The sequence below is a fragment of the Secundilactobacillus silagei JCM 19001 genome, from assembly GCF_002217945.1.
In the GTDB taxonomy this organism is placed as follows: Bacteria; Bacillota; Bacilli; order Lactobacillales; family Lactobacillaceae; genus Secundilactobacillus; species Secundilactobacillus silagei.
In genome coordinates, this window is sequence record NZ_BCMG01000002.1 from 151,639 (window position 1) to 177,438 (window position 25,800).

A 25,800-nucleotide genomic window follows, 5' to 3' on the forward strand; every position below is an offset into this window, starting at 1 on the left:
AAAAAAGGTGCGGTGTTTATCATACTTAATACACAGTTGGTCATTAACGTGAATTATGAACTGACCAGCCTAAAAGTTCAAGTGTAAGGGAGAAAATTAAGCATGATCAAGGCGGAGTGGCAGTATATTAAACAGCATAAATTGATGATGATCGTTTTAATCGTCGTGGCGCTGATACCCTCGATCTATTCGGTCACATTTTTGCGCAGTATGTGGAATCCGTATGGTGAGATGAACCGGCTGCCAGTGGCGGTGGTCAATCAGGATAAAAGTGTCAATTATCAGGGGAAACATTTGGCAGTGGGGCAGTCATTAACGACTAATTTAAAACGGTCAAAAGCGCTTGATTTCAAGGTAGTCCCCAGCGAGCAGCAGGCACAAAACGCGCTCAAAGCTGGTAAATACTACATGGTGCTGACGGTACCGAAGTCCTTTTCTAAAAATGCAACGACCTTGATGGCTAGCAATCCCAAACGGATGCAGCTAAATTACACCACCAGCGCCGGTCACAACTACACGGCTTCTAAAATGACCAACTCAGCAGCTGGCCAGATCAAAGATCAGGTCAGCCACGAAATTACGGCCACTTATGCGAAAACTTTATTTGGTGCGGTTAAGCAGCTCGATAGCGGGATGCAGACTGCTGGGAAAGCTAACGGTAAAATGGCCAAGGGCGGTCAGCAGTTGAAGTCTGGGGATGCCGCACTGACTAATAATCTGAATAAGGTCGCCAACAGTTCACTGACCTTAGCGAATGGCAGCCAAAAAGTGACGACCGGTTTAGGACAGTACGTCAGTGGGGTGCAAAAAGCCCAAGCCGGCAATCAAAAGGTGACGGCTGGCTTGACTCAATTTGAATCAGCCAGTCAAAAACTGCAGTCGGGAGCGACTAAACTGGCGACAGGCGCGACTAATTTGAACGGCGGCGTTGATAAATACGTCGCTGCTGCGGGGAAGATTCAAAATGGCAGCAGTCAATTAAATAGTGGGATGCAAAAACTCAACAGCAGTGTGAGCAAGATGGGCAGCAGTACAGCTCAACTCAATAACGGCATGACCGCAATGGCCAGCGGACTCGGTCAACTTAGTACCAGCAGCCAAAAATTAAGTGCGGCGGCCAAACAGTTAGCTGACAGTAGTTCAACTAATACGGCAGCCATGCAGTCACAATTAGATTCACTCTCAAAACAAGTCGCTGGTCTCAATAGCAATGATCAAGCGGTCAAGTCGTTAGATAAGTCATTAACTGATTTGAAGACAGCGGTCGCCGGACTGGATACTAATGATAAAGACAGTGATCTCAGCAGTAAAGTCAGTACAGCAGCCGATCAGCAAAAACTGACACCAGCTCAAAAGTCGGCCATGTTAGCCGCGGTCAAGAGCAGTAATGACACTCACCAAAAAGCGAACACGGCAGCGGTCACTTCAGCCATGAACGCGGTCAACAGTTCGGTCGATCAGTTGACCCATTCAATGCCTAACAGCAACACTACGGCCGCATTATCGGCTAACTTGGGTAAAATGAAGGCGCAGCAAACCGCTGAGAATGGTGCCTTGAATCGGCTTGCGACGGGATCAGCTAGACTATCAGTTCACCTGGTAACGGCGACACAGTCAGCTAACCAGCTGAATGCCGGCACGGCTACGCTTGCCAAGCAAACGCCAGCCTTAGTGAACGGTGTGGGACAGCTGACTAATGGCTCATCATCATTAGCCGCTAATTCAACGAAATTTGCCCAATCTGGTCAAGGCTTGCAGGCTGGTGCGACCACCTTGAGCAATGGTATGAGCAAGCTTAACAGCCAGATGCCAGCAGTGGTTGCTAGTACGAGTAAGTTAGCAGCCGGCAGTTCCGCGGTTGGTAACGGGCTTAGTAAATTGGCAACCAGCGGTCAAACCTTAGCCGCTGGATCGAATAAAGTCGCCAACGGTAATCAGCAACTGGCCAATGGCGTGCAGCAATTATCTGCTGGTTCTAAAAAATTGGGCAGTGGTATCGACCAAGTTACTGGCGGTGCCCAGCAACTGTCAACCAAGCTGGGGACAGCGGCTGACCAGGCTAACGTTGATCCTGATCACGCGACTTATCAGCAGGTCGCGCAGCCAGTTAAAGCAGATCACACTGAATTAGACAAGGTACCCAATAACGGGACGGCGATGGCACCGTATATGATTGCTGTTTCACTGTTTGTGGGCGCAATCGCACTGAATATGATGTTCAACATGTATCTGCCAAAGGCTTATCCGAAGTCCGGCTTTGACTGGCTGATCAGTAAGATGACCATCTGGTTACCATTTACGTTCTTGGAAAGTTTCTTAAGCTTTAACTTGGTGTGCGCGATGGATGGGTTAAGGCCACTGCACTTTATAAGTTCGTTTGGCATCATCTGGCTGTGGGCGATCGTTGCCATGGCACTGGTGACGTTATTAAACTTGATATTTGCTCAGATTGGGTCATTTTTCAGCATGGTTCTGCTGGTGATCCAACTGGGTGGTTCAGGCGGTACGTATCCGATCCAGCTGTCCAACCACTTCTTTGAAGCCATTCACCCTTGGCTGCCAATGACCTACGCGGTAGAAGGCATGCGCAAAACGTTGATGATGTACAACAATTCAGCGTGGTTGCAAGCGGGTGTCCTGATCGGTGTGATTGCTGTGCTGATTACGGTGATGTGGCTGTTTTACAGTCGGCGCTACGTGCAGTTATCCCAGATCGATTTTGAGAATCCGAAAGCGGTGGCCGCGACCCAAAATCGGCTGACGCAGCGGATGGCTAAAGTGGCTGGTTAGCACTTCATTGTTGAAAAAACGACTATGGTATGATATGAGTGAATTGATTCACGAATTCAACCATAATAGTTAGGTGAGGCAGCATGACAGATAAACGAATCATTAAAACAGAACGTGACATTAAACAGGCCGTTTTGATCTTGCTTAAAACGACCCCGTTTCAGAAAATCAGCATCAGTCAGATCTGTGACCAAGCACTGGTTTCCCGTTCCACTTTCTATGAACACTTTCAGGATAAATACGATCTGCTGGGCCAGCTGGTCAAGCAGTACACGCTGTTATTTCAAGGGCTGGTCAAGGAGCGGGCAACGCAGATCATTAAGCAGGAGACCCACGTGTTATCCATCTCGAAAATTGCATCCACTTTACAGGATCACCGTGAAGCCTTGAATGTGTTGCTGGCGGTCCACGAGGACAATTTAGATCTGCTGACTAATTGGGAGCGGTGTTTAGGTGAAACTTGGCAGCGGGTCAATCAGCGCTATGGTGCGGACCAGCAGGCACCGGAAAGCTTCGTTTCTAACTTAGAGTCCGCGATTGTTTTGAATTACATTCGCTGGTCGCTGCAAAACGGGATGAGTGAAGAGGCATCAGCTCTAAGTGAAAAGATGATTCGCAGTATCTATGGTGGTGATTTGGATACTTATCCAAATGCTAAGTAATTAATTATTATTAAAATGTTGTTTATCGTACTTTTTAACGTGCAATGTCCATTATCGGACACTGTGCGTTTTTTTGCAGATTGTGACTGTGGGGTTGGTGTTTCATACTGAATATAACTACAAATGTAAGGGAGAAAGATGTTATGAGACAATGGTTTAAACACCCGTTAGCATACGTTGCGATGCTAATTTCTGTTATCACAGGGGTACTTTTTATTTTGGCAGCTGTGCCAGGCTTTTCCAAATTACCAACGTCTACTGATCAACTTCGCATGACGATCGTGGATCAGGATAAGACGGCGGTCACTAAGAAAATGACGACAGGGCTCAAAGATAACGTGCCGTTTAAGCACGTCACCACTACTACGAATTTAGCCGCTGCTAAAAATCGATTATCCAACCGGACGGATGCAATGACGGTTGCAATTCCGGCAGGGTTCACGAAGTCGGTTGAAGCTGGCAAACAGCCGAAACTTAATTTCTACGTGAGTGACTCCAACGGGCTTTTGCAAAATAGCATTACCCGTTCAGCAATTACGGCGATCCAAGACAAGATTGCAGCTCAACTGACATCCGGTCGTATTACCGGGGCGATGGCTGAGCAGATTGGGCCGCAGATTGCTAAGCAGGCTAGTGCTCAAGCTAAGGCTAAAGCTGCTAAAGCCGGTGGCCAAATGCCGCCTGCAGCAATGAAGAAAATGCAGCAGCAGGTTAAACAAACAGTGACGAAACAGACTCAGATTCAGGCGCAACGGGCTGCCAAAAAATTGACAGCTGCGCCAGACAGTCACACGACCCATTTACACAAACTTGGCGATAATTATCAATACCAGATGGCGCCGATGTTCTTGAACTTAGGCCTTTATCTCGGTTTCATGATCATGAGTATTATCCTAACGCTCATGTTTATGGGTGGCCGGTTTGCGATGGGTAAGTGGACCGCTTTTCTAGCAGCCCAGATCAACGGGGTACTGGGAACGATTATCGGTCCATTGATCGCCATTTTGACGTTACGTTGCTTCATTCAATTCTCTGGGAGTGCGTTACTCACTCTTTGGGGCAGTGAATGGCTATTCGGACTAGGTGCTTTTGAATTGAGCTTTGCATTAGCACTGCTGATGTTTGGGTTACCATCGATCATTGTGCAGTTACCACTTATGGTGGCGCAAGTTATCGCAGGTGGCGCAATCATTCCACGGCAAGCCATGGGCGGTTTCTACCAGTGGCTGAGTTACCACGCCCCAATGTATCAAGGGATTTACCTGTCATTTAATGCCTTATATGGTGGCGGTCAAACCGGTGCGTTTGATACGGCACTTTGGCTGGTCATTGGCCTTGGGCTACTGTTAACGATCTTGATTGTTGCAATCAGTTATCGTGGTCGACAGCCAAAGGGATTTTCTAAGTGGATCAGTTTTGATTAAATCATAGCGACAAAGCCCCAAGCATTGCTCTCGTAAGAGCAATACTTGGGGCTTTGTTAGTCCATAGATTAATTTAACTTAAACAGCTTTTCAGCGTTCTCGTGACCAATCTTTTCACGTACATCGGGTTTGATGGGTGCCTGTTCCAGGAAGCTGGCGACTTGGTCTTCACGTCTGAGGTAGGGGAAGTCTTCTGCCCAAAGGACGTGATTGGGGCCCATTTCAGCCAGGCCTAAATCCATCTGCGGTTGCGTGAACATCCCAGAAGCGGTGATGTAGACGTTATTGCGGTAGTATTCGGAGAATTTACGGTCCAAATGCGGGTCAACCATGCCAGTGAATTCATCTAGCCGTTCCAAGAAGTTCGGTACGAATTCGCCCCAGTGACCGGAGATGAGTTTCAGGTTAGGCAGCTTATCGAACAAGCCAGATAAGATTAAATGCAGCATCTGAACACCCTGTTCCATGTGCCAGCCCCAACCGGCTAGTGAGATCATATCACCGATCTGGTCGGAATAAGCTGAAGAGTGATAAAGCATTTTGCGTTCGGACGCCCTGACCATGCCGGGGTGCAGGTAGATTGGCACGTCTAATTTAGCAGCCATTTCAAAGATTGGGAAGTATTGCGGTTCGTCCAAGAAATGATCGTTAGCTAAACCGGCAATCAGGGCACCCTTAAAGCCCAACTGTGTGACAGCACGTTCCAGTTCTTCAGCGGCAGCATCGGGCACGTTTACTGGGAGAGTAGCTAAACCGGCAAAACGGGTGGGGTGCTTTTTGATCTCAGCAGCTAAGGTGTCATTGACTTGGCGACAGCCAGCAACGGCTTGGGCATCAGGTGCCATCTGGGGTGATTTACCAGCATCGGATAAGACCTGCATATCGATATTGTACTTATCCATGTAGGCCAATCGTTTATCAAAGTTTTGCAGATAGTGATCGACAAGATTGCCTTTGGGACCTCTAGGGTCAACCTTGGTTTCCGGCTGCGCTTGGGGAGCTGATTCACCAAATGGTGCTTGAAAGTGTTCTTCAACCGTAATTATTTTTGTCATCTGTATTACTCCTTTTTTTCAAACCAGTCCTGGACGCCATTCAGGAACTTTTGAACACTAGCTGGCTGATCTAACCCTGGCAGGTCATCACTGGTTTTAGCTCCGAGGTCTTTCAAGACGATGGCCAAATTCTTGTAGCTGTCACGGGCACCTTCGACTGGCTTGATGTCCTTAGGGGTTACGGGTAGCAGGGTATCGCGCTCGTACACGGGGGTCATGGAATAGATCTTCCATTCGCCGTTGACCCGTTTGAGTGAATAAACTAGCCGCACGTAAATCAGGTTATCCATAGTCTGCCCCTGAACCGGTGTCCGGCCGGTCATGGTGGTGACGACTACTGCGACAGCTTTGTTACCGTTCAGCCAGACTAGGGTTTCGTGCATCTTGTGTGCTGGTAAAGAGTCAGTTTGTGCATCGGGCCCTGGTTTAGAAGCTTCCAAAAAGCCTTTAATGGGACCTTTATACCAAGAAATCTCAATGGTGGCATCAGCGGTATAGCAGGTGGCCATGCCATCCCACAGACCATAGTCGCGGGCGTAACGTTCGTAGTGAACCAGTTCCGTAATTTGATACTTATCTAACATTTCCTGTGCATTGTGGGTTTGGGGCCGAGTTTGTTCAAACAACATGTATGATGACTTCCTCTCAAAATTAACCAGATGATTGTAAATTCTATCTTCGACTGTTTAGTATAGTCAATGATTGATAATTGTCAATTAATTATATTCAAGTTAAATTCATGGGTGCATTTAAAAGGTAGGATTGATTGAATTTACGCTGTATTCTCAGTACACTGAATACATCATTAAAATCGATATCCAATTTTGACCGTCACGTGTTTTTAGCCAAGAAAGGGTGTTTTCCAGATGAAAGCTAAACTCCTCTTAACATTAATTCTACCGGTAGTCCTGATGGGCTGTTCCGCAAATGATTATTCGCAAAACAAGGGCCAACATGGTCAAACTGCTAGTAGTCAACAGGCCGCTTCTTCCAGTGCGGTTGCGGATGTCACTCAGGTTAAGGTGCCAGTCGCTACAGCCATCAAACAGTATCAAAAAACGTTTCCTAACAGTGATATTACGGGCATTTCAGTGGAGCGAGAACTGGGCAAGTACCAATATGAGCTTGAGGGTGCTGACGATCACCGTGAGTATCAGGTGAAGCTAAATGCCGAGAATGCCAAAATAATTGCCAAGCAAAGCGAGCGGTTAGATGCGGACGAAGCCAATGGTGCAAAACGGCAGGAAGCCCTTAACTTGAATACGCTGATCAGTTTAAAACGAGCGGTTCAGATCGCCCAGAGTTCAGCGAAAAATCAGCCGGTGACGGAAGCCTCGCTAGACCATGAAGCAGGCCAAACGAATTGGGAGATTCAATTTGAACATCAGGGCAAAGAGACGAACGTTAAATTAAACGCGCAGACCGGGAAGGTACTAACGGTTGAACATGACGATTAATCTTAATTAAGGGAGTTGCTGAAAGGCTTTAATCGCAGTATGCTTATGCTGTTATAAATAAAATAGCAGAGGTGCTTCCAATGAAAAAATTGATGCTTGCTGCAGGGGTCTTGGTTGCTGGACTTAGTTTGTCAGGAGTGGGTGCGAACGCTAAATCAGCGGGGACGGCTTCGAAGTCAGTTCGCGGAACCTGGTATTCGACGACTGCCCACTATCGCGGAGAAAAAGCGGGTGAAATGGTCTCATTTTCAACCCATAAGTTAACTTGGCATTCGTTTCCATCTGGCACGGGTAACTTCGGCTATCTGCCAACGGTCAGCAAAGTTCATGGCTGGTACCGGATCAACGTTGGACAGATGGCTAAGATGGCCCAGAACAAGCATCAAGCGGTAGCCGGATCTGGTTGGACGAAAGCTGATTACATGTACTTTCGGCACGTGACCCATAAGGTTAATGGCAAGACTCAATCGGTTTTGCTGTGGAACGTTACCGGCTCAAAATTGAAGTCAGCGCAGGTGTTCACTCACGCCAAAACGTTATTGCCTAAGGGACAGCGGACAGTTTCGGTCAGCAGCAGTGGCAGCTATAAATTTTAAATGAAACGTCAAAACGACCGTTAGCCTGTATGCTAACGGTCGTTTTTGACCACTTATCCAATGAATCCGACCAGTTATCCCAGTCAACTGGTTATCAAAGTAATCGGTAGCTAAACTAATGTTGAAAGGAGGGGGAACTAACATGGATGTCATCTTCAACCTAGCAGAGAAGTTCGTTAAACCGTTCATCAGTATTAACGCACAAAAAGAAAACCGAGAACTGGTACAGCTTTCTGTAGAAATTGATCAGCTGGTCAATAACATGACGATTATAGGTTACCAGAATGAACGGCAAATCGTCGTACCATTCTATCAGATCATTCGATTTTACACACAGGATAAACACGTAGTCTGTGAGACGGTGGCGGGCACTTACCAAGTTCGGCAACGGATGTATGAACTCAGAGAGCAGCTTTCAGAATCAACGTTCATTGCCGTGTCAAATGCTGAAATCGTCAATAAAACGGCAATCAAATCATTTTCACTGACTAATAGCGGCAGTTACCAGATCCATTTAACGACCGGCGCGACCACGTATACTTCTAGACGTTATGTACACCATATTAAGGAGACGTTTTTAAAATGAAAATTATCTCACACGCAATTTCGGGAGCAGCAGCTGGCATCACGATTGGTTTTTTACTGGCACTCAGCTTTTCACTGCTGAATCATACAACGGTTTTTATGTCATCAACACCAGACTTTATTAACCAATTTCCTAATTCTTTGATAGCAACAATTGCTTCCGCTGGTTTGTGGGCGCTGATGGGAATTGTATTCGACGTTGGCAGTTACCTGATTTTTGAGACGCAATGGAACATTACCCGACAGACGATCGTTCACTTTATTGTGACCTTTGCGTTGTTCACGCCGTTAGCCCTCCTCGCTGGGTGGTTTCCAATACAGAGCTATTTCATGATGTACCTGATTGAATTTGTCATCATCTACGTCATCATTTGGGCCGTTTCCATGCAAATTGCTAAGAGTAAGGTTCACCAGTTGAATCAGTTACTAAATAAAGAAAAGAAGTAAACAAAAATCAAATCAGGCAGAAAATCATGAATTTATTTTAAAATTAACTATCGCATTTCAGCCGGACATAGTATGATTTAAGCACGAGAAACCGGGCTGGCTTCAGCTGCTGACAATGGGCGAAAATGCGAAATTAAGTACATTTTCAATAATTGGACCGTATCAATTTAAAAAGTTGTTGACTTTTTGGCAAAACTTGATATTATTAATAAAGCAAATGGACCATAACGTTTTCTCGTTAATTGTTAGAAGAAAGCTATTCAAAATGAAGGAGTGTACAAATTCATGACAGTAGATTATGATTCCAAATCATATTTGGAAAAAGTTGACGCCTGGTGGCGTGCCACAACCTATCTTTCCGGCGGTATGATTTTTCTGAAGAGCAACCCATTGTTCTCAGTTACGAACACACCAATCCAAAAGGATGACGTAAAAGTTAAGCCAATCGGTCACTGGGGTACTATTTCAGGACAAACGTTCCTGTATGCCCACGCCAACCGTTTGATCAACAAGTACGGTTTGAACATGTTCTATATTGGTGGCCCCGGTCATGGTGGCCAAGTAATGGTAACTAACTCTTACTTGGACGGTACTTACACCGACGCTTACCCTGAAATCACTCAGGACCTTGAAGGAATGTCACGTCTTTACAAGCGGTTCTCATTCCCTGGTGGAATTGGTTCCCACATGACTGCACAAACTCCTGGTTCACTTCATGAAGGTGGCGAACTTGGTTACTCACTTTCACACGCAACTGGTGCCGTTCTGGATAACCCAGACCAAATCGCATTCACAGTTGTTGGTGATGGTGAAGTTGAAACCGGTCCTGCAATGACTGCTTGGAACTCAATCAAGTTCTTGAACCCTAAGAACGACGGTGCCGTTTTACCAATTCTTGACTTAAACGGCTTCAAGATTTCCAACCCAACGATTTTCAGTCGAATGAGCGATGACAAGATTGCTAAGTTCTTCGAAGGTCTTGGCTGGTCACCTCGTTTCCTTGAAAACGATGATATTCACGATTACATGACTTACCACGAAAAAGCTGCTCAATTATTTGATCAAGCAATTGCTGATATCCAACAAATTCAAAAAGATGCTCGCGAAAACGGCAAGTACGAAGATGGTACTATTCCAGCTTGGCCTGTTGTGATCGCACGTTTGCCTAAAGGTTGGGGCGGTCCTAAGACGAACCCAGCTGGCGAACCAATCGAAAACTCATTCCGTGCTCACCAAGTGCCACTTGGTTTAAGCCAAAACAACCTGGCCGAATTACCAGCGTTCGAAGCTTGGATGAACTCATACAAGCCAACTGAATTATTCAATACTGATGGTTCATTGAAGACCGAAGTTGCTGACTTTGCACCTAAGGGCGACAAGCGGATGGCAGCTAACCCTGTAACTAACGGTGGCCGTCGTCGTGGCGAAAAGCCAGCTATGCTTGACTTGCCTGACTGGAAGAGCTTAGCTAACGACATCAACGAAAACAACCGCGGTACTTTATTATCAGATGGTAACCGCAACATGGATATGAACGTGCTGTCATCATTCTTTGCTGGCGTTGCCACTAAGAACCCAACATCATTCCGTGTATTCGGTCCTGACGAAACCATGTCAAACCGTCTCTGGGATATGTTCAAGATGACTAACCGTCAATGGATGAGCAAGGTCAAGAAACCTAATGACCAATACGAAGCCCCAGAAGGCCGTATCTTAGATGCTCAATTGTCAGAACACCAAGCTGAAGGCTGGCTTGAAGGTTACACTCTGACTGGTCGTCAAGGAATCTTCGCTTCATACGAATCATTCCTGCGCGTTGTTGACTCAATGACCACTCAACACTTCAAGTGGATCCGCCAAGCTGCTGCTGAACCATGGCGCAATGATTACCCATCATTGAACCTGATCTCAACTTCAACTGTGTTCCAACAAGACCACAACGGTTACACCCACCAAGACCCAGGTATGCTGACCCACTTGGCTGAAAAGAAGTCTGACTTTATCCGTCAATATCTTCCAGCCGATGGTAACACGTTGTTAGCTGTCTTTGACCGTGCCTTCCGCGACCGTCAAAAGCTTAACCACATCGTTGCCTCTAAGCAACCTCGTCAACAATGGTTCTCAATCGATGAAGCTGAAGAATTAGCTACTGAAGGTATCAAGACCATTGACTGGGCTTCAACTGTTGCTGAAGGTGAAGATGCAGATATCGTCTTTGCTTCAGCTGGTGTTGAACCAACTATCGAAACCTTAGCTGCTATCGACATGATCAACGATGCATTCCCATCAGTTAAGATGCGTTATGTCAACGTTGTTGAACTTGGACGTCTTCAAAAGAAGAACGGCCCTCTGAACGCAGAACGTTCATTGTCAGATGACAAGTTCGAAGCACTCTTCGGTCAATCAGGAACCCCAGTTCTCTTCGGTTTCCACGGTTATGAAGATCTGATCGAATCAATCTTCTACGAACGTCAACACTTAGGCACACACGTTCACGGTTACCGTGAAGATGGTGACATCACCACTGCATACGACATGCGTGTTTACTCTAAGCTTGATCGTTTCAACCAATCTAAAGATGCTGTTAACACATTGATTGCCAATGGTGTTATCGACGAAGCCGCCGGTAAAGCCTTTGACAAGAAGATGGATGACATCTTAGCAAAACACTTCAAGGTTACTCGTGATGAAGGTCGCGATATTGAAGAATTCACTAAATGGCAATGGACTCCATTGAAGAAGTAATTTTCTTTAACGGATCACTGAACATTTGAAAAAGGTCAGCTCATAATTGAGCTGGCTTTTTTTGTGTACACGGAGGTGTTATCAAAAATAGTCCGGCGTTGGTGCCTAAAATATTCCACCTTGAAATTCTGTTACAGTCAAGCGATACTCAATACAAGAGTAATCGAATGGGGGTACACCGATGAGTTACATTGAAGTGCAAGATGAATCTAAAAAATACCAAATGGGCGAAACCGAAATTATTGCCAATAATAAATTGAGTTTTACGTGTGAACAGGGCCAATTAACCGTGATCCTCGGGCCAAGTGGTGCTGGGAAATCAACTGTGCTGAACATTCTTGGCGGCATGGATACGCCAACGAGCGGTGCGGTTTTGATCGATGGCGTTGACATTGCTAAATTTAACGACCGGCAATTAACGGCATACCGGCGCAGTGACGTGGGTTTTGTTTTTCAATTTTATAACCTGATTCCGAACTTAACGACTAAGGAAAACGTTGAACTGGCGAATTCAATCGTGGATGACGCGTTAGATGCAGAAAAAACGCTCCGTGAAGTGGGGTTGGGTAATCGCTTAGATAATTTTCCGTCCCAACTTTCCGGTGGTGAACAGCAGCGGGTAGCGATTGCGCGCGCGTTGGCTAAGAATCCGAAGTTACTTCTTTGCGATGAACCCACCGGTGCTTTAGATTTTGAAACCGGTAAGCAAGTTTTAAGCTTGCTGCAAACAGCTAGTCAACGGGACAACAAGACGGTGGTCATTATCACCCATAACGCAGCAATCGCTAAAATGGCAGACCGCATCATCCGCATTAACGATGCCCGAGTTCGCTCGGTTGAAGATAATCCCACGCCAGTTTCCGTTGAGCAGATTGAGTGGTGATCAGCATGAAGCCAATGACGAAAAATATGTGGCGCGAAATTGCTGCCAACAAGGGGCGCTTCATTGCCATTATTATGATTATTTTATTGGGCACGCTGATCTTTGTGGGCGTTAAAGCGACTGGTCCCAGTCTGAATGACTCCATGGCTACCACGGTTAAGGCTAAACATTTAAGTGATGTGCAGTTATTTTCGACAACTGGTTTTACCCGCAAAGACGTCCAAACGGCCGAGCAAGTGAGCGGTGCTCAAGCAGAAATCAGCAAGTTTAAGGATGTCACCGGTGGCAAGGATGAAGACGTGGTGGCCCTGTATGGGTACCAATCCGGTGCCAAACAGAATCAACTGAAATTACGCAGCGGTCATTTACCCCAATCAGCTAATCAAATCGTGCTGGATGAACGGGCTAAACGAGATTTCGGCTATCATTTAGGGGACACTTACCGGTTTAACCGGCAAGCCAACCTCAAGCAACGTTCATATCAGATTGTCGGTTTCGCAGATTCACCGCGGTACATTGATTACACCACTCGTGGTGCAGCGAACGTTGGCGATGGGACGGTAGCCTATTTCGCTTATATCAAACCGCAGCAGTTGAAACTTTCAACTGCCACGGTGCTAACGGTTAGGTTTAAATCGTTGCAGGGACTGAATGCATTTAGTGATGACTACCAAACTGCGGTGAATAAAAAAGTTAACGAGCTGAAAACTGCCTTCAAACCACGAGCTAAACAGCGTGATCGGCAACTATCAGCAGATGTCAAACGGTCCTTTGCACCGCAACAGCAAAAATTGACCCGGGCCTCACAGCAGTTAGCGCAGTTAAAGCAAGCAACCGGCGATTCAGCAGCGCTTCGGCAGCAACAAGCAACGTTACGGGAGAATCAAGCCAAACTTGACACGGCTTTAAAACAGGCGAACACCCGGACACAGACGACCTATACTTGTCAGACGCGTGAAGACCTCCCTGGGTTTACGTCATTTGGCGACACCTCGGATCGCATCGCGACGATTGCTAATATATTTCCAGTGTTCTTCTTCCTTATTGCAGCATTGATCACGTTTACGACGATCACGCGGATGGTCGAGGAAGCACGCCGTCAAATTGGGACGTTTAAAGCGCTGGGTTATACTAAGTGGGTCATTGCGCGAAATTATTTGACCTATGCCTTAATGGCTGGTTTGATTGGCGCTCTTTTAGGGAGTGTCATCGGTAACGCGACACTGCCGCGACTAGTGATTTCGATGTATCACATGAGTATTCCGCTAACAACGTCGATACCAGTGATGTGGACGGTGATCGCATTAGCCGTGGCGTTTTCACTGTTAGCAACGGTGGGAGCAGCAATTATCGTTGTCCGGCGTGAACTGGCGGAGAAACCAGCCGACTTGATGTTGCCGCGCGCGCCTAAATCAGCTAAACGGATTTTGATGGAACGGATCACGCCGTTGTGGCGGCGGATGAGCTTTACCCAAAAAGTTTCGTACCGGAATCTATTTCGGTATAAAAGTCGGATGTGGATGACGATCATTGGTATCGCTGGCGGGACCGCGCTGATCCTGACGGGGTTTGGCCTTAATGATTCAATTGGCTCAACCGCCAGCCAACAGTACGGCCAGATCTTTCACTATTCAGCTACCGTGTCACTGGCCCATAATGATCAGAGCAAAAAGGCCATGACAATTTTGAATCAGTCATCTGCTTACAAGGGTGCGACGAAGGTTAATATGACCACTGGTAAAGTGAAAGCCAATGCTAAACAAATCAGCGATGTTAATTTAGTCACCCCGAATAATCAGCAGCAGTTTAAAAAATACGTCACACTGAGCCATTCACTCAACACAAAAGGGTTGGTGATCAGTAAGAAAATTGCGTCTCAACTTGATATCAAAACGGGCGATAAGGTGAGTTTCACCACCACAACTGGTCAAAAAGCTGCCCTGAAAGTGACTGCGGTTACCCCGAATTACATGGGGGTGTTTGCCTACATGAGTCCGACTGCTTATCACCAAGCCTTCAATGTTGAGCCAGTGGTGAATACACTACTCCTCAAACTGAACGGGCAATCTGATCAACAGCAAAAGCAATTGGCGAGACAGTTGCTGAAGCGTGGCGGTGCACTTGGTACCAGCTTTGCTTCAGATCAGGAAGCCACGATCAAGACCATGAGCAGCTCCATGAACGTAATCGTGCTGCTGATGATCTTACTATCCGGGGTGCTATCATTTGTAGTGTTGTATAACCTGACTAATATCAATATTTCGGAGCGGATTCGGGAGCTGTCAACTGTGAAGGTACTTGGTTTCTTTGATAATGAAGTGACCATGTACGTTTCCCGAGAAAATATTTTACTGACGGTCTTTGGCATTGTTCTGGGATACGGTGCCGGTTGGGGACTGCTGAGCTTTATTTTGAATCAGGCGACGACTGCGCAGGTGGTCTTCCCCGTGATCATCCGCTGGCCAGGGTTCGTGGTAGCCACGTTATTGATGGTGGCCTTTACCCTGATCGTCATGTGGGTGACCCATCAGAAACTCAAGCACGTGGATATGGTGGAAGCACTGAAGGAAAATTAGGTTCTTGTTCATGAAAGCTAAATCAGACAAAAAACGCCAACCTTTCAGAAATGGGTTGGCGTTTTTTAGTGGATTATAAAGTATTTGAATGATAGTTAACTTTCAGCTCGTGGCCAGCGGGCTTTCACAATTTCTGAAGCAACGACACTCAGAAAAATGATGGCTGCTCCGAAATATTGCTGACCAGATAAGACTTCGCCTAAGGTTAGAAAGGCAAAAATTGCGGAGAAAATGGGTTCCAGTGAGTAAATGAGGCCCACCGTATCTGGTGCCAGATAGTGCTGCACCTGCGTTTGTGCGACAAAACCAAAGGCGCTGCAGATCAAGCCTAGCGCTAATACGGCGCCCCACTGAGAAGTGGTTTGCGGCAGTGTAACACCGTCCAATAGACCACCGAAGATGAGGCCTTCGCCACCAGCGACACCCAGTTGCCAGATACTGACGCTGAAGGTGACTAAATGCTTCTTTGACAAGATATCAGAAGCGATAATGTAGATTGCGTAGATGGCAGCGCAGGCGAGGCACAGCAGCGCGTTGAAATTCAGTTTTAGCCCCGCACCATTTGCCACCAGCAAGTACAGACCAATAACGACAACGATGGTGGCGATAACCGTACTCAGCCGTGGAAAGCGTTTTTTGAGAATCGCTTCAAAAATCGCGACAAACACGGTAGTCGTACTGAGCAAAAAACCGGCAGTTGAGGCATCAGTATGCTGCAGACCGATCATGACAAAGGTGAAAGCGCAAAATAACAGGGTTCCTAAAATAAAACTGGCCACGACTTCCTGATGAGTTGGGCGCTTTAAAACTCTGGCGAAAATAATGATGGTGGCTAAAAACGCGACGGTAAACCGTAGACCAACTAGAAATAATGGCGCAACGCTGATGAGGGCAATCTTCATCCACATGTAAGACGCTCCCCAAGAGGCGGTTACCAGTAGCATCAGCCAAAAAGCACGATGACGATTCATATATGTATGACATCCTTTGAATAATATTTGTATAAGACTCATTTTACACTAAATAAGGTATTCAAGAAAAGGTATTTCTGATTGGTTAAAGGTGATGTAAATATAAAAACGTTCCTACAAGAATTAACTTGCAGGAACGTTTTTTTAGTCGTTTAAAGCTTATTTTAAAGCAAGCCACCGCCATCAACGGCGTAAGTCTGACCGGTGATAAATTCAGCTTCTGGACTGGCTAAGAAGGTGACCATGTTGGCGATATCGTTAGGTTCAACGGTCCGACCTAGCGGAATCGTGCCCACGTAATCCTTCTTGTTTTGCCCCAATGGTTTGCCGTTAATTTCAGACATCTTCGCATCGATCTCATCCCACATACCAGTTGTACCAACGACACCTGGTGCATAGGCATTGATGTTAATGTGATCAGGAGCGTATTCCAAAGCAGCGTCTTGAGTGATGCTGATAACTGCGGCTTTCGTTGATGAGTAAGTTGCCCAGACTGGGAAGGCGTGCATTCCGGCAATTGAGGACGCGTTGATGATCCGGCCCGGCACCTTTAATTCCTTGAACTTCTTGGCAGCGGCCTGAATCCCGTAGATGACACCAAAGACGTTGATCTTGTAGCTGAATTCCAGATCTTTAGGTTTGATATCTTCAAACTTATCAACTTTGGCAACCCCAGCATTATTGACCATCACGTCAAAGCCGTTTAACTGGTCAGCAGCTTGATCAACGGCTTTGGCAACCGCAGCTTGATCCGTGACGTCAACGGGAACGAAGATGGCTTTTTGACCAGCGTCTTTAACGTTAGCAATTACCGTTTGAGCTTTTTCCTCTTGTGCCGGTAAATCGGCCACCGCGATATCGAAGCCCGCTTTTGCTAAGTGTAAACTAACTTCAGCACCAATTCCTTGAGCAGCACCTGTAACCATTGCAACTTTTGTCATAATCGGAAAACCTCCAACTTATTTTAATAGAGTACTTTTAAATTGTACGTGATTGAAAGCGCTTTTACAAACAATCAGCTTTCGTTTTATTGGAAATAATGGTGGTGGTACAATTAAATGTGAATAATAGTTTCTGACTAGGGGAAGATTTCTGGTCAGTTGAGAGAATAGGTGATTGAAATGATTGATGATAATTGTGTTTTCTGCAGCAAACCAGCCGTTATCGAAAATAAGCTGGCGAAGGGTTTCTACGATATTCATCCGGTGGCACCAGGCCACTTCTTAATTGTCCCCAAGGAACATTACGTAACTTTCTTTGATGCGCCACGAGACGTGCAGATCGCCATGATTGATTTACTGGATCAGGCTAAAGATTACTTAGATGGGCAGTATCATCCCCGCGGTTATCAAGTGTTCAGTCACGTGGGGAAGGCGGCTTATCAAAAAGTTTTCCACGCCCACATTCACTTGGTACCAGTGGCTTAAAACCATTGCAAAATAAGTTGCACACAAATTAAATAAAACACAAGTATTAATTTTCACACTGCTGGCGGGGTATGGTATATTGAAGTTGACGTGTGGCTAACACGTGCTTTAATTGCATTTAAACAGGTTTATCCAAGGAGGATCAATCTATGAAATTACAAATTACCGATGCCGCAGTGAAGTGGTTCGAAGACGAAATGAACGTGAGCGCGGATCAAAGTGCAGCGATTCGTTTTTATGGCAAGTTATATGGCCGTACTAAAGTCCATCACGGTTTTTCAATTGCGCTGGCCAGGGAATTAAACCCGCATAACTTTGGTGTTAAAGTGGTAAAAGATGGTGTCACTTTCTACATTGAAAAAGATGATCTATGGTTCTTCGCTGGCTACGACCTTGAGGTGGACTATGACCCTGAAAAGGATCCAGAAAATGTTCAGTATAAGTGGACAGAAAACGACGAACTGTAAGGCTAAACATGTTACTTTCGTTTAGTGATAAATAGTCAGAAAAACACCCAGTCAACAGATTGGGTGTTTTTAGTTTAAATTCATCAATAATGATAACGACAGGCGTAGATGCGAATCGTTTATTTATTCTGTTGATGACCATCGTTTTGAGCAAATTGGTCATCGCCTTCACGGATTCGATCCATTAATTTGTGATTACTAAGGATGGACATCGTTTCCTGCATAGCATCATAATCATCTTTATTCATAACGACAACGGAATTATCCGGTTCTTTAGTGATAACAATCAAACTATCCGCATCGTCATTTACTTTTTGCATATAAGCTTTCAAATTGCGCTGAAAGTTACTGTAAGTGACTGTGTCCATATTAATCACCTCATTTATAGTTAAATTGAGAATATCATGTTTGTTGATTAAGTACAGTATATTGTACTTAAAATGCACCATTTACTTTCGTAAGACTAGGGATCGACTTTCACGCATTGCTTTTTAATTAAGTGATTGACATTTAAACTAAATTAAGATATCGTAGATAAATGTTATCTATAATAGAGGTGATTAAATGAAATTCACACAGGCAACCAATATGGGACTGCACGTAATGACCTATTTAGTTCAAAAACAGTCTCAGCAAAATACCAGTATTAAAGAGTTGGCGGACCGCTTCCAAGTGTCGCCAACGTACTTATCCAAAATATTGACTAGGCTAACGAAGGCTAATCTGATTGCATCGGTTCCCGGTGTGAAGGGTGGCTACCGCATTGCCCAGCAGCCCGACAAGATCACCTTTGCGATGATCATTGAAGCACTGGATGGCCGACCGGATTACCAAGACGCGCTTGAAGGTGCGGGCGAGCAATGTGAGATTGCGGCCACGATTCAAGCGGCAGAAGAGCAGATGTGGCAATATCTCGAAAATAAACGGCTTATTGACTTAAAACAGATTTAGATGGAGGATTTGAATGAACACGGATATTTCGCTCGAAGATTTTAGAAAACAGTGGCGTGAGCGCAACGGCCATAATACGACGACAGTGGCCACTTATACGTTTCCAATCGACAAAGTGACCGTTGGCAACTTTACTTATGGCAACCTGGATATTCGCTCCTGGGGTGCGGATAATGAACGGCTGACCATTGGTAACTTTTGTTCCATCGCTGATAACGTCACCTTTTTAATGGGTGGGGAGCATGACTACAAGCGCTTCTTGAGTTTTCCCTACGATGCGTTCTTTGTGACCAAGCAGGCGGATGTACAGGCCAAGGGGCCAATTACGTTGGGCGACGATGTTTGGATCGGTGCTAACGTAACGGTGGTTTCTAACGTTAACATCGGCCAGGGCGCAGTGGTTGCAGCGGGTAGTATTGTAACCAAGGACGTCCCGCCATACGCTATTGTGGGCGGTAATCCGGCCAAGGTGATCAAGTATCGGTTTAAACCGGCGACGATTGAAGCGTTGCTGAAACTTGATTTTAGTAAACTGGATCCCGACTTCTTTGTGAAGAACCGCGATACCTTGGCTAATATCGATATTGACCAGGATATTGATACCTTAACGCAATTGATTAACAACTATTAAACCTAAAAACGGACTGCACGGTAATGTGCAGTCCGTTTTTTTACAAGTAACTAACTTAAATTGATACAAAGGCGTCAAGATAAAACATATATGTCGCTTACGGAATGTAATGTCTCATGATAAGATAAATAGTAAGACATTAAATGAATACTATTTCACAATGACTAATTAAGACGGTTCAAGCCTAAAAATCACGGTTACTTCCTATTATTTATTTACACGGGACAGTGGTTTATTCGTAAGGGCTTGAGTAATCGCAATTAGCGTCATCATCATTACTTACAAATGTAAGCGCTATATAAAATATTGACATATTTTTAGGAAGCTGGGATTAAAGATGACTAAAAAACAAAAGATGGACCTCGATGCAGTTAACCAGCAGCTTGATCAATTTGATCAAGTTGTTAACAGCGAAAAGGCGATGAGAAAGGTTTCACCTAAAGAAAAATTAAAGGCTGGCGTTGACTTAGGGACTTCCTCAATCGTGTTGACCGTTTTAGATAGTAAGGATCAACCGATATACGGTGCGTTTGAGTACGACCATGCCGTTCGTGATGGGCTGGTTGTGAACTACATGGAATCCGTTCAGATCCTGGAAAAGTTAAAGCAGAAAGCCGAAGACGTGTTAGGCGTCCCATTGACGACAGCTTGCGGTGCGATTCCACCGAAGACTGGTGAAGGCAGTGCCAAGATCGTCAAAAACGTTATTGAGGCTGCCGGTTTTATCTGTCCGGCAATTGTTGATGAACCAACGGCGGCTGCCAAGTTTTTGCAGATGCAAGACGGCACGGTGGTTGATATTGGTGGTGGGACAACTGGTATTAGTGTGTTTCAGCGCGGTAAGCTGGTGGAAGTCCTGGATGAAGCCACGGGTGGTTTTCATATGACGCTGGTACTGGCGGGCAATCAGCACGTTAAGGCCGATGAAGCAGAGCTCATGAAGCGGGATCCCGCCAATGAAGATGAAGTCTTCGGCGTGATCCGGCCAGTAGTCGAGAAGATGGCGACCATTACCAAAACGGCGGTGAAGACTGGGGTCGAGCAGCCAGTAATCGTCGTTGGTGGTGCCATTAATTTTAAGGATTTCATCCCAACGTTTAGTAAGACCCTTAAACTGCCAGCTTACAAACCTGACTACCCGCAGTTTGTGACACCGTTAGGCATTGCGATGTTTGACGACGGGACAGCAGAATAGACTGGGTCAAAATAACGTCATCAATGAGTTTTTAATAACGTCAACAGCGTCCGGACAAGTTTCTCCAAAGTAGGAGACCTAGTCCGGACGCTGATTGTTTTCTGGAAGTCATTCAGGCAGTTTTAGTTCTTTTTAGTCATTATTTTTGGGCCATTGCAAAATAATACCAAAATCCGTGAAAAAGACGAATTATATTAGTAATTTAGCACATGTTCGCCTTACTTTGCCTTAGATATGCTGAATACTACAAAACTGCGAGCTTGCTCAGAATTGTACGATAAGATGGAGCTAGTGAAAAATGTTGCGCTTTGAATGGCTTTGAACAAAGGAGGACTTTCTTTGGATAGCTCAGATCGACTAAAACGGCTGACACTCACGGCGATGTTGATTGCACTGTGTGTTGTTGGCGCAAACATTAAGATCATGGGATCAATTGCGTTTGATTCGATGCCGGCATTTCTGGGAGCCATTTTACTTGGCCCTTGGTATGGCGCGATACTTGGTGTTTTTGGCCACTTGGTATCCGCTGCGCTGGCGGGTTTCCCACTGACGTTACCGATTCACTTGATCATCGCGGTGATCATGGGGATCTGCATGTTTGTCTTTGGCTGGATTCGAAAGAATAAGGATCAGAACGGTTTGGTTCGAATCTTGCTGTCAGACGTTGCTGGCTATGCCATTACCGTTCCAATTGAAGCGGTTTTCCTCTATCCCATTATGGGAAAGGCCATTTTGGCGTTGTTTGTGCCACTCACAATTGCGACGATCGCGAATATCGCAATTTGTGAAATAGTGTACGTCGCAATGCCAGATCGTGTGACACACGCAGCATTTCTGGGGTGATAAAGATGATGACAGTAAAACACGGTGGGAACCGTGAACAGATTGCAGCAAAGACGGGAATCGCTGCGGATCAATTAGTTGATTTTAGCGCTAATATCAATCCGCTGGGTCTTTCCCCGAAAATGAAACAGGTTTTAGCGGATGCGTTGGACGAAGTGGTTTATTATCCCAATCCAGCCTATCCAGAATTAAAACAAGCTATTGGGCAGCACTTTAATGTAACCGCCAACAACGTCTTCGTTGGTAACGGTGCGGTTCAGATGATCTTCGATGCTGCAACGGCACTGAAGGCCCGTGAAGCGCTGGTCCTGGCACCGACGTTCGGTGAATATGAACGCTCATTGACCCGCGCAGGTGCCCACGTCAGCCATTTTAAACTGACACCGGAAAATGATTTTGCAGTTGATATCGATCAGTTATTAACCTATTTAAATACACATTCAGAAGTTGATTTAATTTGCCTATGTAATCCAAACAATCCTTCGGGACAGATGCTGCTGCCGGCAGACATTAAGACCATTGCGGATTATTGCCGGACGCATCATATCTGGTTGATCGTTGATGAAGCGTTCATGGACTTCGTGGAGGGAGATCGGTTGAGCGTGATCCCACATTTAGACGAACGAGATCCGGTTGTCGTGATCCGCTCCGCAACTAAGTTCTTCGCCATTCCGGGATTACGGTTAGGCTTTTTGGTGACAAAGAACCCAGCTTTAAGGATGAAACTGGCAGAACAAGAAGAACCGTGGACGGTCAATATTTTTGCTCAGCGGTTTGGTGAAAAAATGTATCAGGATACCGCGTACATCGCTAAAACGCAGGCCTGGTTAAGTCAGGAAAAACAGTATCTGTTTAATGCGTTACAGCAGATCAGCTACCTTACCGTCTTTCCGTCACGGGTTAACTACTACTTATTCCGTAGTGACATCGTGCATCTCAGGGAAAAATTATGGCAATCAGGCATCATGATCAGAGATTGCTCCGACTATGTTGGTCTAGATGGGCATTACTATCGGGTAGCGGTGCGCTCGCATGCAGAAAATCAGCAGCTGATTGCCGGCTTGAAAGCGCTGTTATAAAAATCAGTTAAAAAGGGATGACTAAAGTGAAGAAGATTCTGATTGCTGGTGCGACGAGCGGTTCAGGAAAAACCAGTGTGACACTGGGCATCCTTTCCGCGCTAAGTAACCGGTATACGATTCAACCCTATAAGGTGGGACCAGATTACGTTGATACCAAGTTTCATTCCAGGATCACCGGCCGTAATTCACGGAACCTTGACAGCTTTCTGGTGCCTGATGATCAAGTCCTTAAATACCTGTTTGAACGCAATAATCAGGGCGTTGATCTGGCCGTAGTCGAAGGTGTCATGGGTCTCTATGACGGTTTAGGAACGGATAAGGATGCCCATTCCACCTCCAGTATTGCCAAGAAGTTAGCGATTCCAACGATCCTGGTTGTGAATGGCCGGTCAGCCTCCACTTCGGTTGCCGCCATCGTGAAGGGGTTTGTGGAATTTGATCCGGCAGTCCCCATCGTGGGTGTGGTGATCAATAACGTGATGAGCCAGAATCATTTTAACCTGATTAAAGCGGCCATTGACCGTTATGTCGGGCTTCCCGTTTTAGGGTATCTACCGTATAAGAAGGAACTGTCACTGCCATCGCGGCAGCTCGGACTAGTTCCCGATGATGAAATTCCCAGTGTCGATAAGAAGATTGCGGGATTGGGGCAGCTTGCCAGTGAGGACATTGATTTAAAACGGATCTTATCGCTGGCCGGGTCCAGTACCGAATCAACGCTGATCAAACCGTTTGTTCAGCATCAAGTGAAACTGACGTTGGGAGTTGCCTCCGATGAAGCCTTTAACTTTTACTATCAAGACAATTTAGCGCTACTAAAAGAAGCCGGCGTCAAATTGGTCTATTTCAGTCCTTTAAAGGATAAGCAATTACCACCAGTCGATGCTTTGTATCTTGGTGGTGGCTATCCGGAAGAGTTCGCGGCAGAACTGGCCGATAATCACGAGATGAAAGACGCTATTCGGGCCTTTTCAGAAGCCGATAAGCCGATTTATGCCGAGTGCGGCGGGCTGATGTATCTGGGTGAAAAATTGATCACGAAAACTGGCAGCTACGATATGATCGGTATCTTTAAGGGCAGCAGTGAAATGACACCGCGTTTGAAGCGGTTTGGCTACTGCGAAGCGGTACCGGTTAAGGATGTCATTTTAGGGTCAAAGGGTGAACGGATCCGCGGCCATGAATTTCACCATTCGATCTTTACACCGGATGACGCGCAGGATACTTCAGTTTTAAAAATGCGCAAGATCAGGGATGGCAAGATAGTGGACGAATGGACCGGCGGGTATCAGGTCCGTCAGACGTTTGCCAGCTATCTGCACGTTCACTTTTACCAAAAGCGTCAGTTTTTCGCGAAACTGCTGCGTAACTTAGGGGCTGATGTCGTTGATGTTAATTAGTTGGATAGGCTGTGGGTTGGTTGCCGATCTCATACTAGGCGACCCGCCGACCTGGCCGCACCCAGTGAAATTGATTGGTAAGCTGATCGCCCTGTTCACCAAGTGGTTTAACCGGGAGAATTACTCGGATAAGGCTAAGCAGTGGCTGGGAGCCGTTATGTGGCTCGCGGTGATCGGCATTACCGCTGGCGTAACGGCCCTGATCATGTGGGCGGTATGGGACTACGACTGGTTACGGTTTATCGTGGCGAGTTATTTATGCTATACGTGCCTTTCGGTCAAGGGTCTGGCTATTGAAAGTCATAAGATCATGAAAAGCCTGAAACAAGGTGATCTGATCAAGGCCCGTTACCAAGTCGGCATGATCGTTGGCCGCGACACCGTTCAGTTAACGGATGAAGAGGTCTGCAAGGCTACCATCGAAACGGTGGCTGAAAATACGTGTGATGGTGTGATTGCACCGATGATGTTTCTCTTCATTGGTGGTCCGGTGCTCGGGCTGACCTATAAAGCAGTTAACACGCTGGATTCCATGGTCGGCTATCAAAACGAAAAGTACCGCGCGATCGGTCGGGTATCCGCAATTATTGATGACGTTTTTAATTACATTCCGGCGCGCTTAAGCTGGCTGTTTCTGGTCCTGTCAACCATGCTGTTACGATTTGATACCCGGCAGGCTGTCAGCGTTGGCTTTCGTGATCGGGAGCACCATAAAAGCCCCAACAGCGGCTTTTCTGAAGCAGTGGTTGCCGGCGCGTTAAGTTTGAGATTAGGCGGGCCGCATAACTATTTTGGCCAGCGGGTCGATAAACCCTATATTGGCAATGCTAATGGCAATCCGGCTGACGTCGGGGCGATTGCCAGTACCCTGCGATTATTGTACGTCGTTGCAGTGTTAAGCTTCTTGATCTTCACGTTCATTTGGATAGGTGTGTATCAGCTAGGAGGATATTTCTTTTGACAGAAAAGTACATTACGATTCCCAATAAAATCACGGAAAAAAGTTTTCAGATGATTCAAGACGAAATTGACAAGATCGATCCTGATTATCAGTTTAAGTCACCCATTGAAGAAGCCATTATCAAGCGGGCCATTCATACGACCGCGGACTTTGACTATTTGAAGAACCTCAAGTTCTCCGGTGATGTCATTGAAAAAATGCAGCACGTGTTAACGCATCACGGCACCATCTTCACCGATACGACCATGGCCTTGTCGGGAATCAATAAACGCAAGCTCAACGCCATTGGCTGTCATTATCACTGCTACATCAGTGAGCCTGAGACCTTTAAAATCGCTGAAGAACGGAAAATTACCCGTTCCATGGCAGCGATTGAAATGGCGGCTGAGGCCGATACCGAAAAATTATTCGTAGTTGGTAACGCACCAACTGCGCTGTACAAGATCATTGAAATGACCAAGGCCGGTAAGCTGGATCCTGAAGCCGTTGTCGGTGTTCCGGTTGGCTTTGTTGAAGCGGCTGAAAGTAAACAGGCCCTCTACGACAGCAAGATTCCGGCAATCGTGGCTCTAGGACGTAAGGGTGGCAGTAATCTAGCCGCTGCATTAGTCAACGCGGTGCTCTATAACTTAGATTTAAAGTAATAGGTGGT

General features: G+C 46.0%; 25 protein-coding genes. 20 read left to right on the plus strand and 5 right to left on the minus strand.

Going from position 1 to position 25,800, the window contains the following annotated elements; all coding sequences use genetic code 11:
- The first annotated feature begins 102 nt into the window (after window positions 1-102).
- The 3 genes from CES79_RS02315 to CES79_RS02325 all read left to right on the plus strand — a co-directional run bounded on the left by CES79_RS02315 (window position 103) and on the right by CES79_RS02325 (window position 4,876).
- Window positions 103-2,790, plus strand: a complete 2,688-nt coding sequence (locus CES79_RS02315; protein ID WP_089136194.1) for a YhgE/Pip domain-containing protein — start codon at window positions 103-105, stop codon at window positions 2,788-2,790.
- An 83-nt stretch (window positions 2,791-2,873) separates the two neighbouring features.
- Window positions 2,874-3,452 carry a TetR/AcrR family transcriptional regulator gene (locus CES79_RS02320; protein WP_054656071.1) on the plus strand — a complete coding sequence of 193 codons (579 nt, stop codon included), beginning with the start codon at window positions 2,874-2,876 and terminating at the stop codon, window positions 3,450-3,452.
- Window positions 3,453-3,595: 143 nt separating this feature from the next.
- Complete coding sequence (locus CES79_RS02325; RefSeq protein ID WP_089136195.1) at window positions 3,596-4,876, plus strand: YhgE/Pip domain-containing protein; 1,281 nt, start codon at window positions 3,596-3,598, stop codon at window positions 4,874-4,876.
- Window positions 4,877-4,944: 68 nt separating this feature from the next.
- Here the strand turns inward: CES79_RS02325 and CES79_RS02330 are convergent, their stop codons facing one another.
- Window positions 4,945-5,931 carry an amidohydrolase family protein gene (locus CES79_RS02330; RefSeq protein ID WP_089136196.1) on the minus strand — a complete coding sequence of 329 codons (987 nt, stop codon included), beginning with the start codon at window positions 5,929-5,931 and terminating at the stop codon, window positions 4,945-4,947.
- A 5-nt stretch (window positions 5,932-5,936) separates the two neighbouring features.
- The gene (locus tag CES79_RS02335; protein ID WP_089136197.1) at window positions 5,937-6,560 is read right to left on the minus strand and encodes a nuclear transport factor 2 family protein; all 624 of its coding nucleotides are present in this window, start codon (window positions 6,558-6,560) and stop codon (window positions 5,937-5,939) included.
- A gap of 237 nt (window positions 6,561-6,797) precedes the next feature.
- Here CES79_RS02335 and CES79_RS02340 point away from each other — a divergent pair, with 237 nt between their 5' ends.
- The 7 genes from CES79_RS02340 to CES79_RS02370 all read left to right on the plus strand — a co-directional run bounded on the left by CES79_RS02340 (window position 6,798) and on the right by CES79_RS02370 (window position 15,220).
- Entirely contained in the window at window positions 6,798-7,388 is a 591-nt protein-coding gene (locus tag CES79_RS02340; RefSeq protein ID WP_089136198.1) for a PepSY domain-containing protein, read from the plus strand.
- 80 nt (window positions 7,389-7,468) lie between these two features.
- Window positions 7,469-7,984 (plus strand): hypothetical protein, encoded by a 516-nt coding sequence (locus CES79_RS02345; protein ID WP_089136199.1) that lies wholly within the window; start codon window positions 7,469-7,471, stop codon window positions 7,982-7,984.
- 142 nt (window positions 7,985-8,126) lie between these two features.
- The gene (locus CES79_RS02350; protein WP_054656057.1) at window positions 8,127-8,570 is read left to right on the plus strand and encodes a LytTR family DNA-binding domain-containing protein; all 444 of its coding nucleotides are present in this window, start codon (window positions 8,127-8,129) and stop codon (window positions 8,568-8,570) included.
- Entirely contained in the window at window positions 8,567-9,016 is a 450-nt protein-coding gene (locus CES79_RS02355; RefSeq protein ID WP_054656055.1) for a DUF3021 domain-containing protein, read from the plus strand. The genes CES79_RS02350 and CES79_RS02355 overlap by 4 nt, the downstream gene beginning before the upstream one ends.
- Before the next feature lie 285 nt (window positions 9,017-9,301).
- On the plus strand, window positions 9,302-11,761 hold the full coding sequence (locus CES79_RS02360) for a phosphoketolase family protein (RefSeq protein ID WP_054656053.1): 2,460 nt from the start codon (window positions 9,302-9,304) through the stop codon (window positions 11,759-11,761).
- Between the two features lie 181 nt (window positions 11,762-11,942).
- Entirely contained in the window at window positions 11,943-12,644 is a 702-nt protein-coding gene (locus tag CES79_RS02365) for an ABC transporter ATP-binding protein (protein ID WP_089136201.1), read from the plus strand.
- A 5-nt stretch (window positions 12,645-12,649) separates the two neighbouring features.
- Window positions 12,650-15,220 (plus strand): ABC transporter permease, encoded by a 2,571-nt coding sequence (locus CES79_RS02370; RefSeq protein WP_089136281.1) that lies wholly within the window; start codon window positions 12,650-12,652, stop codon window positions 15,218-15,220.
- Window positions 15,221-15,315: 95 nt separating this feature from the next.
- Here CES79_RS02370 and CES79_RS02375 read toward each other — a convergent pair whose 3' ends face one another.
- Both CES79_RS02375 and CES79_RS02380 read right to left on the minus strand, forming a co-directional pair.
- Window positions 15,316-16,191: a DMT family transporter gene (locus CES79_RS02375; RefSeq protein WP_159459444.1), complete on the minus strand. Its 876-nt coding sequence runs from the start codon at window positions 16,189-16,191 to the stop codon at window positions 15,316-15,318.
- A gap of 164 nt (window positions 16,192-16,355) precedes the next feature.
- On the minus strand, window positions 16,356-17,132 hold the full coding sequence (locus CES79_RS02380; RefSeq protein ID WP_054656047.1) for an acetoin reductase: 777 nt from the start codon (window positions 17,130-17,132) through the stop codon (window positions 16,356-16,358).
- A gap of 180 nt (window positions 17,133-17,312) precedes the next feature.
- On the opposite strand from CES79_RS02380, the gene CES79_RS02385 reads away from it, so the two are divergent.
- Together CES79_RS02385 and CES79_RS02390 are read left to right on the plus strand one after the other, a co-directional pair.
- On the plus strand, window positions 17,313-17,618 hold the full coding sequence (locus CES79_RS02385; RefSeq protein ID WP_054656117.1) for an HIT family protein: 306 nt from the start codon (window positions 17,313-17,315) through the stop codon (window positions 17,616-17,618).
- Window positions 17,619-17,767: 149 nt separating this feature from the next.
- A complete protein-coding gene (locus CES79_RS02390; RefSeq protein ID WP_054656045.1) occupies window positions 17,768-18,085 on the plus strand; it encodes a HesB/YadR/YfhF family protein in 318 nt (105 codons plus the stop codon).
- Between the two features lie 119 nt (window positions 18,086-18,204).
- Here CES79_RS02390 and CES79_RS02395 read toward each other — a convergent pair whose 3' ends face one another.
- The gene (locus tag CES79_RS02395; protein WP_054656043.1) at window positions 18,205-18,453 is read right to left on the minus strand and encodes a type II toxin-antitoxin system Phd/YefM family antitoxin; all 249 of its coding nucleotides are present in this window, start codon (window positions 18,451-18,453) and stop codon (window positions 18,205-18,207) included.
- Window positions 18,454-18,649: 196 nt separating this feature from the next.
- Between CES79_RS02395 and CES79_RS02400 the strand changes: the two genes are divergently transcribed.
- The 8 genes from CES79_RS02400 (at window position 18,650) to CES79_RS02435 (ending at window position 25,792) form a co-directional block, all read left to right on the plus strand.
- On the plus strand, window positions 18,650-19,036 hold the full coding sequence (locus CES79_RS02400) for an Rrf2 family transcriptional regulator (protein ID WP_089136203.1): 387 nt from the start codon (window positions 18,650-18,652) through the stop codon (window positions 19,034-19,036).
- 13 nt (window positions 19,037-19,049) lie between these two features.
- The gene (locus tag CES79_RS02405; protein ID WP_054656041.1) at window positions 19,050-19,667 is read left to right on the plus strand and encodes a CatB-related O-acetyltransferase; all 618 of its coding nucleotides are present in this window, start codon (window positions 19,050-19,052) and stop codon (window positions 19,665-19,667) included.
- A 337-nt stretch (window positions 19,668-20,004) separates the two neighbouring features.
- Window positions 20,005-20,862, plus strand: a complete 858-nt coding sequence (gene eutJ, locus CES79_RS02410; RefSeq protein ID WP_225362284.1) for an ethanolamine utilization protein EutJ — start codon at window positions 20,005-20,007, stop codon at window positions 20,860-20,862.
- A 339-nt stretch (window positions 20,863-21,201) separates the two neighbouring features.
- Window positions 21,202-21,705 (plus strand): ECF transporter S component, encoded by a 504-nt coding sequence (locus CES79_RS02415; RefSeq protein ID WP_225362285.1) that lies wholly within the window; start codon window positions 21,202-21,204, stop codon window positions 21,703-21,705.
- Window positions 21,706-21,710: 5 nt separating this feature from the next.
- Window positions 21,711-22,784, plus strand: coding sequence for a threonine-phosphate decarboxylase CobD (gene cobD / locus CES79_RS02420; RefSeq protein WP_089136204.1), 1,074 nt, complete (start codon window positions 21,711-21,713; stop codon window positions 22,782-22,784).
- 26 nt (window positions 22,785-22,810) lie between these two features.
- A complete protein-coding gene (locus tag CES79_RS02425; RefSeq protein WP_089136205.1) occupies window positions 22,811-24,187 on the plus strand; it encodes a cobyrinic acid a,c-diamide synthase CobB in 1,377 nt (458 codons plus the stop codon).
- Window positions 24,177-25,148 carry an adenosylcobinamide-phosphate synthase CbiB gene (gene cbiB, locus CES79_RS02430; protein ID WP_054656115.1) on the plus strand — a complete coding sequence of 324 codons (972 nt, stop codon included), beginning with the start codon at window positions 24,177-24,179 and terminating at the stop codon, window positions 25,146-25,148. Before CES79_RS02425 ends, cbiB begins: the two co-directional genes overlap by 11 nt.
- Complete coding sequence (locus CES79_RS02435) at window positions 25,145-25,792, plus strand: cobalt-precorrin-8 methylmutase (protein WP_225362286.1); 648 nt, start codon at window positions 25,145-25,147, stop codon at window positions 25,790-25,792. The genes cbiB and CES79_RS02435 overlap by 4 nt, the downstream gene beginning before the upstream one ends.
- The last annotated feature ends 8 nt before the right edge of the window (window positions 25,793-25,800 follow it).